Source organism: Arthrobacter sp. P1_B3, assembly GCF_056406615.1.
Window position 1 is genome coordinate 108,719 of the sequence record NZ_JBFTZV010000016.1, and the last position, 12,266, is coordinate 120,984.

The following is a 12,266-nucleotide window of genomic DNA, read 5'->3' on the forward strand; positions in this document are numbered from 1 at the left end:
TTGAAGTTGGTTTTTGGTGGAATGGCTGGTCAGCTATGCAGGCTGGTCAGATGAACTGCCGGCCGCCGTCCACCACCATGGTCTGGCCGGTGTAATACGAACTGTCCGGTCCGGCGAGGAAGAGCGCGGCTCCCACGATGTCCTCCGGCTGGCTGGCCCGCTTGATGGCACCGCGGTCCACGCCGTAGTTCTCGGCATTTTCCATCAGGCCGTAGCTGGCCTCGGTGAGGGTGAAGCCGGGGGCGATCGCGTTGACCGTGATCCCCCGCCGCCCCAGCTCCTTGGCCATCACCCGGGTCAGGGCCACCACGCCGCCCTTGGAGGCGACGTAGTGCAGCCATTGCTCGGAGCCGCTGAAGATGGTGGCGCTGGAGAGATTGATGACGCGCCCGCCCTCGGGCAGGTATGGGCTCGCGGCGCGGGTCACCAGCCAGGGGCCTTTGAGGTTCACGTTCATCACCAGGTCCCATTCGGCCGGATCGATCTCCTCAAACGGGGTGCGGGTCACCGCCGCGTACACCGCGGCGTTGTTCAGGACGACGTCGATGCTCCCGTTTCCGAAGTCCGCGCAACTTTTCGCGAGGTCCTCCGTGGAGTCCACGCTGGTGACGTCCGCTGAGAACGCTGCAGCTTCGGCGCCGCTTTCGCGGACCAGTTTGGCGGTCTGCTCAGCACCCTCGAGGTTGATGTCGGCCACCGCCACGCGGTAGCCGCGGCCGGCAAAGCCGAGCGCAAACGCCCGGCCCAGCCCGCCGGCGGCACCGGTGATGAGGACGGTCTTTCCTGCTTCAGACATTCTTGCTTCAGACATGGCTGTGACTGTGAGCGCCGGGTCCGGTCACCAGCAGTTCGTCCTCGGCGTCGAGGATCTGGACCGTGCCCTTGGTCCCGTCCACCCGCAGCCGCTGGCCGGTTTTTATGGTGGTGGATGCCGATCCGGTCCCAGTCACGGCCGGAAGCCCGTATTCGCGGCACACGATCGCGGCGTGGCTCATCATGCCGCCGATGTCCGTCACCGTGGCCTTGATCTTCCCGAAGATCGGGCCCCAGGACGGGGCGGTGACGGTGGCGACGAGGATTTCGCCCTGCTGCACCTCGGAGAGCTGGTCCGCGTCGGTGATGACGCGGGCCAGGCCTTCGACGACGCCGGGCGATGCCGCCATGCCGCGCAGGCCCCCGCCCTCCACTTCCTCGCCGGCGCCCAGCCACTGCTGGACCTGCTCGGTGGTGATGCCCCAAAGCATCCGGGTGAAGGGTTCGGTGATGGATTCCGGCGGGGTGTTCAGCGCCGGGGCGGGCCGGGCGGTCTTGAGCGCGTCCACGATTCCGCGGCGGCGCTCGATCTCGGCCGGCCAGTAGTCCGGACCGATCGGCTTGGCACCCACGCCCCAGCCCGTGACAAGGTCGAAAAGCGCGTCACGGACCTCGTTGCGGCCCAGGTAGAGGAGGTCGTCCGGTTCGGTCCAGAAGCCCTCGGCCCGCATCATGCGGGACAGCTCGCGGATCTTGCGCCAGAAGACGCCCATGGTCCAGTGCTCGATGTAGAAGTTGTGGTTCTCGACATAGGGGTAGGCCGTCGCGGCGAGCCCGCGCTTGGCGTCGAAGAGGGCCTGGGTTTCGCCTTCGAGCAGCTCGCGGTACTCCTCGATGATACGGTCGCGTTCAACGATGAGCGCCTCCACCGGGCGCATGATTTCCTGGCCCTCGTCCACACGGCGGATGTAGTCCGCGATGTAGCCCAGCGGGATTTCCTGGTGCTCATTCCAGTACTTGTCGTGGCCGTAGAATCCGTTGCCCACAGTGAAGTTGAACCACGGGTCCTTGGCGCCCTCGTACTGGGCGATCCACCGGTCCCCGCCCGGAGCGGCCGCGACGGCCGCCAGGGTGGCCCCAACGTCGTCAGTGTTGCCGAATAGAGGCTGCAGTTGCAGCTCAACGGCGAGCTTGGCGAGCTGCTTGAGCTCGTCATCCGGGCGGAAGAGCTCCATGTCCACGCCCTGCACCATAGTGGCGATGGACTGGTCCGGGATGTTGGGGAAGGCCTGCTTGCAGAAGTTGAAGAAGTCCAGGTAGGCGATGTAGCCGAGGTTGAGGAACTCGAAGTGGTACTGCCAGTTCTGGTAGGCCAGCTGGATGAGCCGGTCGTAGCTCTCCAGCAGCTTCTCGGAGCCATCCTTGCCTTTGCCGGAGAGAATGTCCTCCATAGGGACCACGTCCGGAAGCCTGGGGAAGGAAATGGTTTCCATCTCCTCGATAGTGCCCTGGACCTTGACGTGCCACTGCCTGAGGAGCTGGTCCCAGTTCTGGAAGTAGTGGCCCACGCGCTGCTCGAACAGGGGCACGCGGGCAGCGATCTGGTCCTCCGGCACCGGGATCGGCGACATGTAGAGGTAGCCCAGGTGGACGCGGAACTCGATGCCGTTTGCGTTCGGGATCATCAGGTGCCGGGCGTTGTACTGGCCCAGGCACTTGACCGCGAACTCGCCGCCGATCGTCTCGAAGGGCTTGAACACGGTGGGCCAATGCTGGCTGTCGCAGAACCAGAACTTGGCGTCCTCCTGTTCCTTGAGCTTGTCCTGGAACACCAGATAGTAGGGGTAGATCTTTTCCCAGCCCTCGGCCCCGGCGGGGACCGGAAGCTCGGAGGGCTTGGGGAAGGACTTCAGGGACATGGCGGTCCTTTCAATACGGGCTCGGCGTTGAGCCTGGGTGATCGCGCGGACTAGCGGGTAAAAACCTTGTCAGAAAGAGGGCTTGAGCAGCGAGGCGGTGATGCTGCCGAGGTTGAGGCCGCCGGTTGAGGACGACGGCGTGGTGCCTGCCGACGTCGTGGACGTGGTCGATGGCGGGTGGCTGAGTCCGCTGAAGTAGCCGCCGGCCGTGGCGCCCGGCTGAGCCGTTGCGGCAACCGCCGCCGGCTTGGAGGAGTGCACGGTTTCCGGGCGTGACTGCAGCAGGAGCAGGTTGCCGCCGTCGGGCAGGTCCGCGTCGAGGGCCCATTCGATGTCCTGGGGGCACTTGTAGTGCTTTTCCGCGCGCTTGGCCATCTGCGCGACGGCCGTGAGTTCGGCGTCGGTGAGGCTGCGGCGGCCGCGGCGTTCGGCGTCGACCTCGCGTTCCACCAGACGGCCGGCGACCAAGTCGGGGACGAGCTCGGCGTGCTTGTCGCCGAGGTGTTCGGAGATGACGGCCAGGGTGACCTTGTCCAGCATGATGTTGTCCGGCGTGACCTGGCCCGAGACCACCATCTCGCCCACCCCGTATGAGGAGTCAATGGTGATCTTGGAGCGGTCGCCGTTGGTGGGGTCCATGGTGATCGCAACGCCGGAGACGCGTGCGTTGACCATCTTCTGCACCACAACGGCCATGGAGAGGCCGTCGTTGGGGATGTTGTTCTTGAGCCGGTAGATGATGGCGCGGGAGGTGAAGAGCGAGGCCCAGCACTGGCGGATGTGCTCGGTGACGGCCTGGACGCCGTCTAGCCAGAGGTAGGTGTCCTGCTGGCCGGCGAAGGACGCGTCCGGAAGGTCCTCGGCGGTGGCGCTGGAGCGGACGGCCACCGGGACTGGCGCCTCAAAGCGGGACATCAGGGACTCGTAGGCGGTGATGGTGAGTTCGCGCATGGCCTGGGGCACCGGGCGGGAGCGGATGTCCTCGCGGATGCCGGCGGCGATCTTGTCCACCTGGCCCATGTCCTCGGGGTCCAGGCCGGCGAGGAGCTGGTGGATATCCCGGGTGATGCCGGCTTCCTTCATGAACGCGTCGAACTGGGCGGTGGTGACCACGAAGCCTGGCGGGACGGGCATACCGGCGGAGGTCATCGTGACCAGCGAGGCGCCCTTACCGCCGAGGTTTTCGAGCTTCGGTTCGATGCCGCCGTCGAAGAACTGGATGTATTCGTTGCTTTGCATTTCTCAGGCCTTCCAGCTGACGGGGACGGTCTCGGGGACGCGGAAGGAGAGGTTTTCGCGGAAGGCTATGCCGTCCGGATCCTCGAGCTGCAGCTGCGGGGCGAGCCTGGCCACTTCCTCGAGCGCGATCTTGGCCTGGAGCTTGGCGAGCATGTTGCCCAGGCAGTAGTGGATTCCGAACCCGAAGGAGAGGTGCTCGCGGGCGTTGGGGCGGGTGATGTCGAAGTCCTCGCCAGCGCTGAACTTGTTCTCGTCCCGGTTGGCTGAGCCCATGAGGAGCAGCAGCTGAGCGCCTTCCTCGATGGCGACGCCACCGACTTCGGTATCCTTGAGGGCCTTGCGGCGCCAGCCGACGATCGAGCCGGCATAGCGCAGGACCTCGTCGATGGCTGCGGGGATCTTTTTGGGCTCCTCGACGAGCACTTTCCACTGCTCGGGGCGGGACAGCAGTTCGCGGAGCGCATTGGAGATCAGGGTAGTGGTGGTCTCGTGGCCGGCGAAGAGCAGGCTGTAGAGGACCGAGGCGATCTCGTGGTCGGAAATTTCGGCGCCTTCATGCTGAGCTTTGACCAGGTCTGCGGTGAGGTTGTCGCCGCCTTCGTCGTGGGCAACCCTGACCAGGCGCAGGCATTCCTGCCAGTACTCCACGAGGTTGTGGGCGTGCGGGACCTGCTCCTCGTCGCTGAGGTCGCCCCAGGTCATGGCGGCGCGGGAGTCGCTCCAGCGCTTGAAGGTGTCCACCTGGGAGACGTCGGCGCCGATCAGGGTGAGGATGGTGATGGTGGGGACGTCGTAGGCGAGGTCCTTGACCATGTCCCCGCGGCGGTCCGGCCGGGCGAGCATCCTTTCGAGCAGGTCGACGACGTTCTGCCGGATGAAGGGTTCCAGGGCCTTGTAGCGGCGGGGCGTGAACGCCTTCTGGACCACGGCGCGGATGCGGGTGTGTTCCGGCGGTCGGCGGGCGGAAAGGCCCGAGTATGCGGTGAAGCCGCCGTCGTCCATGATCTTCTTGGCGGCGGCGCCGCGTTCGCGAACCGGAGCCTGGGCGTTTTCGCTGGAGAAGGTCTCCCAGTCCTCGAAGACGGCCTTGATGTCGTCATAGCGGGAGACGACGTAGAGGCCGATCCGTTCGTCGAACATCACGGGCTGCCCTGCCCGGAGTTCGGCGTAGGCCGGGAAGGGGTCCTTCATCTGGAACGGCTGGTAGCCGTGGTGACCGGCGGGGGCTTCGGCGCCGTGCCCGAAGGGGCAGCGGCCGGCCGTTTCAGTCGACGATGACATCTGAGCTCCTTGGTATTCGGTCCCGCCGGCAGCGCCAGTGCTTGCCGCGGGTTTCTCTTCACCAGTGTGGCCCCCAACACCTTGGGATGGCAGGAATGACTTCCACTGAGCGGAAGCCAGTTCAGTTCGGGCCTGCAGCTGCGGGGTTCCGGCCTACTCCGTTCCCGCCGCGTGGCTGCCCAGCAAGGATTCCAGGGGGATCCGCGCGGTGGCGCGTTCAATCTGCGCAGCGATGCCCCTCAGGACCGGCATGTGCCGGGTCATCGTGGCTGCCTGGCTGGTGGGCAGCACCAGGCCGATCGCGGCGCCGATCCGTCCGGTGTGGAAGACGGGGACGGCGATCGAGCAGGAGCCCAGCCGGACTTCTTCGAGGGTGGTGGCGTAGCCCTGTTCCCGGATCTGGGTGAGTTCGGCGGCCAGTCTTTTGGGGTCAACGTGGGTGTGCGCGGTGTGCCGCTCGAGCTGCCGGTTCAGGTAGGCGTCGCGGACCCAGTCCTCCTCGAAGGCCAGGATGACTTTCCCGACCGCGGTCGCGTGCATGGGCAGGCGCCCGCCGACGCGGGAGGCACGGGGCAGGCGCTTGGAGCCGTAGACGCGGTCGATGTACAGCACCTCGTGGCCGGACCGGACGGCCAGGTGCGCGGTTTCGCCGGTGAGGGAGAACAGGTCCTGGATGTACGGGCGGGCCGCGTCGCGCAGCTGGCGGCCCGTGTTCTGGGCGAGCTCCCAGAGGCGGATGCCCAGCTGGTAGCGGCCGTTGGGTTCGCGGGAGAGGAAGCCCCAGCCGGTGAGCTCATTGACCAGCCGGTGGGCGGTGCTCAACGGCAGGCCGGACTTTTCGGCGATGTCGGTCAGGCTGAGGGCCCCGCGGGACTTTTCGAAGGCTTCCAGGATCGAGAGTACCTTCGAGGTCACGGTCCTGCCGGGTTCGCGGCTTCCGCCGGCCATCGCGACTCCTTATTTGTTAGGTGCCCATCTTAGTCAGTCGGCCGGGCCGTGCGGTCAGAGTCCAGTCCGGGACCGATGCCACGCCGACGGTTCGGTGATGACGCGCGTCCGCTTCGTCGGCCGCTAGTGCTTTTTGGAATACATCAGCGACGACTCGGCGGCGGTGACATTGAACACCAAGCCGATCAGCGATCAGGCACTCGATCCGGACAGAAATCACGCTGCCAGCCCTCGGGCAGGTCCGCCGCCGGCTCTCCGAACTGATGGAAGATCCCGACCCTCTCATGCAGCAGCTCGCCCGAGACTTCATCGACGACGGTACCTTCTGCCCGGGATTCCTTCACGTGTCCCGCACCGGCCGCGGGAGGCGGTGGCCACAAGCGGGAACGAACGCCTTAGTGACATCCAGTCATTCGGTCGCGGCCATGTCTTCGCCCGCGAGTTCGGACAGTCACATCGAAGTGACGCCCCGTACACGGTGGCCAACGGCGATCGACTCCCCAGAGATGGCTCCAGCGATCGGAGACACGAGGAATGCGATCAAGGCAGCAACGTCGGATGGCCGGGCCCGTCCCGCCTGACCGATCTCCACCTCGGCAGCCGCGTCCTCGCGGACGACGCCGGGACTTACCGTGTTGACCGTGACACCCGTACCGGCGACGGAGTCGGCAAGGTTTTTCGCTGTGATAATGAGCGCCGCATTGCGCACCGCCCCCGTCACATTTCCAGTGAGGAAAGCATTCTGACCGGAAACCCCGATGATGCGTCCATAGCCCGACTCGGTCATGACCGCCAGCGCGGCGTTCGCGACTCTGAGAAAACCGAGCACCTTGGCGTCCACGGCTTCAAGCACTTGCCTCGGGTCAGAATTGCGTGCGGGGTCGAGGGTCTGCGCGCGTGGCGCCGCCGCGACGACGACGCCGTCCAGCCGACCATGCTCTTCGAGCAGCGTGGCGATCCCCGCGGAGACGGACGCATCGTCGCGGGCGTCCAGGACGAAACCCCCGCTCCCACTGCGGGACGCAACCACCGCAACGGCACCCTCCGCACGAAGACGGTCGACCACTGCGCCGCCGATCACCCCGGTCCCTCCGACGACTAGCACAACGCGTCCAGTCAGCTGCAAGTCCATGCCACCACGCTAGCCCGCAATCCGATTGACCACCATGAGGTCCGGGCCGACGATCGTATATAGGGGCTCCATGCAGGGATCCTCCGGTTTGGCTACTGGGCTCCACGATCGGCGCGTACCTGGGTCTCGTGCCGACCGAGCACTCCTCCGGAGCATCCAGGTCCCAGGGCTCGATCACGAAAACCGGCAACACCCACGCCCGCAGGCTGCTCGTCGAGGCCGCCTGGGACCACCGCAGACCCTATGACCACCCGTCCCGCCTGCTGCGCTCCCGATGGGAGGAAGCCACGTCTGAGGCAAGAGCCCGGGGCCATAACGGGAACCGGCGCCTACACAACCGCTGGATCAGCTACCTTGAACGACGCAAACGACGCCATCGCCCGTGAACTCGCCGGCTGGTGCTGGTCCCTGGCCGCAGGCGCCCGGGACACACATCCCATGAGTGCTTAAACGCCGTTCCCGGCCGGGCACGGACTGCCGGGAAGTCCTGCGGAGGGTTACTTGCAGCGCGTGGAGTAAACCCGCGATACAGCTATGGGCAACCGGAAACGGCCACGCCCGACGTTCCTAGACCAGCGGTAAGCTCCAGCCGAACACTTCGTCCTGCGGTAACCAACCCGCGCGTATCAGTCTGACCGCACCGTCGCCAACGACACGCTGACCGCCCAACCGGACCCACCGGCAACACAAAAGAAGCGGTCCCGGACAACAACCCAGTCCGGGACCGCTTCCCCACGCCCTTGACAGACGTCCCTACATATCAGCTGTGAGCGACAGGCGCGACACCCTACGTGCTTCTTGCTGGCACTAACTGCGAGAATTCTCGCCCCGCGCCCGATCCGGCTGGCCGCTCGCCCGCCGCGGCCCGAGCCCGGCGACAACACCCCACGGGTCTTCAATGACAGGGCAAGAAAGTCATACCGGACCCCGCGATCAAAACCCCGGCGTTCGCGGACCCGATGTAACGGTGCAACGGGCGGTTGGGCCCGATCGGCGAGGAGCCCGCTCGTCTCGGGTGGCAGTTTCGCTATAGGGAGGCCCTTTCACCCGGGCGGCTAATGCGGGGTGGTACGCGGCCGTAGCTCCGACCAACGGCCGAGCCCGCTGCGCAGCGAGTCCCGGAGAGTCGAGCGGGCCGGGAGCGGACGGGCCGCCGGTGAGAGCCGGGTCTCGCGGGGAAGGCGGATCCGCAGCGCGCCCGGCCGAATGGTGAACCGCAGTGGGGCCGCCATGCGGAGCGCTTCCCCGTCCATGCCGACGTCGATCGGCCCACTCGAAGCCACCTCAAACGTCGTGGGCTCCCAGGCGACGGAGCCGGGAAACGTCTCGGGGTGGCCGCTGGCCGCGGCCACCTGGCGCCGTGCTTCTGCTGGATCGTCCGGGAGCTTGAGGGCGATCACCCCGAGGTGGCCGCCGTCGAGTCGCGGCCGGTTGGCGAGGGTGGCGGGCGTGCGGCCATACGGGTTGTTCGAGACCTGGAGGACGTGCGCGCGGGTGTACTCCTCCCCCGCCGGTCCGGTAAAGCGCAGGTCGAAGGGTCGGCTCCCGGGCCCCAGCATGCTCGGCAGCATGCTCAGGGTGGTGTCCACCTTGGCATTTCGGTACTCGGGGGAACGGACGATCTGCGCGTACAGGCCGAGCGAAACGTTGTTGACGAACACCCGGCCATTGACTTGGCCGAGGTCGATGCGGCGTTCCACCGCCACTCCGAACGCGTCGAGTGCCCCGAGAACGTTGCCGCGGTCGAGGCCGAGATCCATGGCCAGGTGATTGAAGGTGCCGGCGGGCACCACGACCATGGGCACACCGTGGCGGGCGGCCACGTCCGCGACCAGCCCAAGCGAGCCGTCTCCGCCAGCCATGCCGAGCACATCGGCGCCGCGGGCCACCGCGGCCTCGGCCAGGCCGGTCAGGTCCTGCCCCGGTTCGAGGACGAGCACCTCAATGCCGCGGGCCCGGCATTCGTTGACCAAGCCGAGGCGATCGGCCTTGCCGCCGCCGCTGCGGGGGTTCACGATCAAGGCGGGATGGCCCGCCGGCGAAACGGCGCGGCCCGGAGGTCCCGACCGTCGCAGGACGCGAATCCCGCGGAGGGCCGCGATGCCCGCCAAGGCCAGCACCGTCCCGGCTATTAACGCCCCGACCCAACCGGTGTCGGATCTGCTCGAACGAGTCACCACGGCGTTCAGTCGGCGTGGTGGGAAGCGTCTGGGCGACGTCGCTGACGAAGGCGAAGCCGCATGAGGCACGCCGCCGTGTCGCCCCACCCGCGGCCAGCGCATGCCGCGAGCTGCCAGGGGCCTCTGGGTAATCGGGGCGGCGCCCTCCGGGCCATAGGCGGCGGTCATCCTTGACCGATCACACGTCGATGCAGCTCCGTCGTGAGCTTGTGGATCTCGCGGGTGAGCTCGGTGTTGTTCTTCAGTTCGGTTTCCTGCTCGAGGAAGTCGTGATCAGCCTTTTCCTGCTGGAAGGCGGAAGCGCGGTTCTGCCCGATCATGATGAAGGTCGACAGGAAGATCGACTCCAGCGAAACGACGAGGGTCAGCGTCGGCCACGGGCTCTTCTCGACGAACAGCATCCACCCGGCGAAGACGACCACATGGACGTAAACGAAAGGCATCGATCCGGCGAAGCTGGTGATTGCATCGGCGATCCTCAGCTGCGGGTGCTCGGCACGCTTCTCCCGGAACCTGGTCACGACCGGGTGTTCGCGCAGTGGCGGCGGCGGGTGGAGTCGGGGCATTGCTCTCCTCGGAAGTTGCGGCGGACGAGCCACGCTACGATCGGTGGCAGTTACCGCACTAGGCGTCGACGGCCGGGCCCCGGGATGCTCCGCCGCCTTCAGGCGGCCGAGGACGCTCAGCGCCTCCAACAGCTGCTCGAGCACCTTGAACGGACGCGGTCTCTCACCTCAAGTTTTGACCGTCCGAACAGGAACGATAGGGGCTTAGGTCCCGAGACATCCTAAACGCTGGGTTCTTGCTTCAACTCGGAAGATGCCACGCCGAATGGATGCCAGTGACGGCCAAGTGAAGCTGCAGCGCCTGATGACAGTGTGGCAGCTCTCCCACGTTCTGGACGGCTCTCTCCCCATGAAATCGTGACGCTCTCGACCCCAGGCCCGGACGGGGCCATGGCCACGAGGATGTGGGTATCTGACTTGGACGGGACGGGTCTGGAAGCAGATCAGATTGAACGGTTCTGATCCTCGAACCGCAACCGGGAGAGTGCAGCCTGGAGGCATTCCATGCCGCCGCCCTCGTTGAACTCGAGGCCCGCCGGCGGATCGACTACGAGGTCGCCGCCCGGCTGGTGGCCGATGAGTTCCAGCGCCGAGGAGTCCGGCTGGTGCTGGGCACCGGCGCCGAAGGGGTCAAGCGCGTCGACGGCCGGCTCAACGTCACGCTCTCGACCGGTACCGGCTGACCGAGCTTATGAGCACTGCCGCCAGCGGCTCGACCGACACGACCGTGGCGTGAAGCTAGCCGCAGCACGCAGCGCATCTGCAGCGGCCGCATGGAATGGGCCTTTGCGGAAGTCAAGGGTGCCCCCTCATGCGTTGCGGCCTGAGCCGCCCGACCACGGGTCGCTCTCTGGCGGCAACGCTACAGGACTGCACAATCAATGGTCGGCGCCCTGGAAGTCACCCTCGGCGCCCAGTTGGCTTTCCAGGCCCATGATGATCGTGTCCAGCGTCAGGCGGAAGACGCGGACGTCACTGCTTGGAGGGGTGAGCCCGTCTTCGCCAACAGTGGGGGGTTTCAGGCTCGACCACCGGTGGAGCGCGCCGTTGAGTTCGGCGGTGACGACACCGGTGATGACGACGCCCCCGAGAGCGGTGAACTGCGGGAGCTCCGAGTGCGGCACCCCGGCGGCGTCCAGGATCGCGGTGAGCGCAACCAAGAACGGGTCTTCGGGCTGGATGAAGTCCGCCTGGTGGCTGAACGAGTAGCCCATGAGCTTGGGGTGGCTGTGCGCCAGGGTCCGGAAATCCGTGGCGAGCAGGCGGATGCGCTCCTGCCAGGGAGCGTCCTCCAGCGCCACGGTGCGGAACTGGGTGCCTACCATTCTGGCCACGCCGCGCAGCACGGCGTGCTTGTTCGCTACGTGGTGGTACAGCGACATCGGGTTCGCATCGAGCGCGGTCGCGAGTTTGCGCATGGTGAGCGCCTCGACCCCGTCTACATCGATGAGCCGCAGGGCGGCGGCATAGATCCCGGTCGCGGTCAGAGGCACCTCCCTCTTCCTGGTTCCCCGCGGGGAACTCTTCGTCTTTTCCATACGGGGACGATATCAGATTCATACAGTGTATGAAAAACGGCCTCGGCCGCAGAGGGGTGACGGTCGCCCGCACGGCTCCGGGTTGCGGCCAACCTTCCATACGTTGTAGGGTTACATTTCCATACAACGTATGTTTTCGCAGTCCACCTGCATCACGGGCGCCCGTGCCAATACCGCCCCGCACAAAGGAGCAACCCATGACCGCTCAGTCCATGAACGACTCGCCACCCATAACAACGCCTCGAAAGAACCCCATCAAAGCGCTGCTGTGTGACGCCTGCGGCCAACTGCCCCACCCCTCGAAAGCCCGTCTTACCCTGGCCAACGTCACAGCCATACTGCCGATTGAGCTTTTGGTTCATGCCGCTGTAGTGAACGCGGCACTCCCTTATGTTCTGAAGGTACTGGTCCTGACTTTGACGGCCACCGTACTGGTGATCTGGGTCGCCGAGCCCTCCGTCCGGCGCGCATTGCGGGGCTGGCTGCACGCACCGGCCCTGCGCCACCGGCGCCGGCTAAACAACTCTGCGGCCCTGTGGCGGGTCCGCACTCTGATCGATTACAGCAACGAAGCCCAGGAGAAACTGGCAGAGGCCATCTCCGGCGTCGACGCCGAGATCCTCGTGTGCCGGAATCACACCGTTGCCGGCGGGATGCTGGACGAGCTGGTCGTCTCCACGCCAGATCATGTCACCCACGCGGAACTACTC

At 66.2% G+C, this 12,266-nt stretch carries 10 protein-coding genes and 1 pseudogene; 2 read left to right on the top strand and 9 right to left on the bottom strand.

Annotation, left to right across the window (positions count from 1 at the left end; all coding sequences use genetic code 11):
- Nucleotides 1–46 precede the first annotated feature (46 nt).
- From AC1D2F_RS16430 to AC1D2F_RS16455, 6 genes are all read right to left on the bottom strand, one after another.
- Nucleotides 47–796, bottom strand: a complete 750-nt coding sequence (locus AC1D2F_RS16430; RefSeq protein ID WP_364742637.1) for an SDR family NAD(P)-dependent oxidoreductase — start codon at nt 794–796, stop codon at nt 47–49.
- Between the two features lie 7 nt (nt 797–803).
- Nucleotides 804–2,672 carry a PEP-utilizing enzyme gene (locus AC1D2F_RS16435; protein ID WP_476967204.1) on the bottom strand — a complete coding sequence of 623 codons (1,869 nt, stop codon included), beginning with the start codon at nt 2,670–2,672 and terminating at the stop codon, nt 804–806.
- 69 nt (nt 2,673–2,741) lie between these two features.
- Nucleotides 2,742–3,911: a PEP/pyruvate-binding domain-containing protein gene (locus AC1D2F_RS16440; protein ID WP_476967205.1), complete on the bottom strand. Its 1,170-nt coding sequence runs from the start codon at nt 3,909–3,911 to the stop codon at nt 2,742–2,744.
- A 3-nt stretch (nt 3,912–3,914) separates the two neighbouring features.
- Complete coding sequence (locus AC1D2F_RS16445; protein WP_476967206.1) at nt 3,915–5,192, bottom strand: cytochrome P450; 1,278 nt, start codon at nt 5,190–5,192, stop codon at nt 3,915–3,917.
- A 153-nt stretch (nt 5,193–5,345) separates the two neighbouring features.
- Entirely contained in the window at nt 5,346–6,140 is a 795-nt protein-coding gene (locus AC1D2F_RS16450) for an IclR family transcriptional regulator (RefSeq protein WP_476967207.1), read from the bottom strand.
- Between the two features lie 451 nt (nt 6,141–6,591).
- Nucleotides 6,592–7,272, bottom strand: coding sequence for an SDR family oxidoreductase (locus AC1D2F_RS16455; RefSeq protein ID WP_476967208.1), 681 nt, complete (start codon nt 7,270–7,272; stop codon nt 6,592–6,594).
- Nucleotides 7,273–7,385: 113 nt separating this feature from the next.
- Between AC1D2F_RS16455 and AC1D2F_RS16460 the strand changes: the two are divergent.
- Nucleotides 7,386–7,509, top strand: a pseudogene (locus tag AC1D2F_RS16460) (transposase); the annotation flags it as partial.
- A gap of 818 nt (nt 7,510–8,327) precedes the next feature.
- Here the strand turns inward: AC1D2F_RS16460 and AC1D2F_RS16465 are convergent.
- The 3 genes from AC1D2F_RS16465 to AC1D2F_RS16475 form a co-directional block, all read right to left on the bottom strand.
- Nucleotides 8,328–9,287 (bottom strand): diacylglycerol/lipid kinase family protein, encoded by a 960-nt coding sequence (locus tag AC1D2F_RS16465; protein ID WP_229995192.1) that lies wholly within the window; start codon nt 9,285–9,287, stop codon nt 8,328–8,330.
- A 329-nt stretch (nt 9,288–9,616) separates the two neighbouring features.
- Nucleotides 9,617–10,018: a DUF1003 domain-containing protein gene (locus tag AC1D2F_RS16470; protein ID WP_229995187.1), complete on the bottom strand. Its 402-nt coding sequence runs from the start codon at nt 10,016–10,018 to the stop codon at nt 9,617–9,619.
- Between the two features lie 878 nt (nt 10,019–10,896).
- The gene (locus tag AC1D2F_RS16475) at nt 10,897–11,511 is read right to left on the bottom strand and encodes a TetR/AcrR family transcriptional regulator (RefSeq protein WP_229995188.1); all 615 of its coding nucleotides are present in this window, start codon (nt 11,509–11,511) and stop codon (nt 10,897–10,899) included.
- Nucleotides 11,512–11,753: 242 nt separating this feature from the next.
- On the opposite strand from AC1D2F_RS16475, the gene AC1D2F_RS16480 reads away from it, so the two are divergent.
- Nucleotides 11,754–12,266: putative antibiotic biosynthesis monooxygenase (locus AC1D2F_RS16480; RefSeq protein ID WP_476967209.1), on the top strand; the 513-nt coding region annotated here is incomplete at its 3' end.

Coding starts and splice junctions, on each gene's coding strand:
- AC1D2F_RS16440 (WP_476967205.1), bottom strand. CDS start 3,911: ATGCAAAGCAACGAATACATCCAGTTCTTCGACGGCGGCATCGAACCG.
- AC1D2F_RS16445 (WP_476967206.1), bottom strand. CDS start 5,192: ATGTCATCGTCGACTGAAACGGCCGGCCGCTGCCCCTTCGGGCACGGC.
- AC1D2F_RS16455 (WP_476967208.1), bottom strand. CDS start 7,272: ATGGACTTGCAGCTGACTGGACGCGTTGTGCTAGTCGTCGGAGGGACC.
- AC1D2F_RS16450 (WP_476967207.1), bottom strand. CDS start 6,140: ATGGCCGGCGGAAGCCGCGAACCCGGCAGGACCGTGACCTCGAAGGTA.
- AC1D2F_RS16430 (WP_364742637.1), bottom strand. CDS start 796: ATGTCTGAAGCAGGAAAGACCGTCCTCATCACCGGTGCCGCCGGCGGG.
- AC1D2F_RS16435 (WP_476967204.1), bottom strand. CDS start 2,672: ATGTCCCTGAAGTCCTTCCCCAAGCCCTCCGAGCTTCCGGTCCCCGCC.
- AC1D2F_RS16470 (WP_229995187.1), bottom strand. CDS start 10,018: ATGCCCCGACTCCACCCGCCGCCGCCACTGCGCGAACACCCGGTCGTG.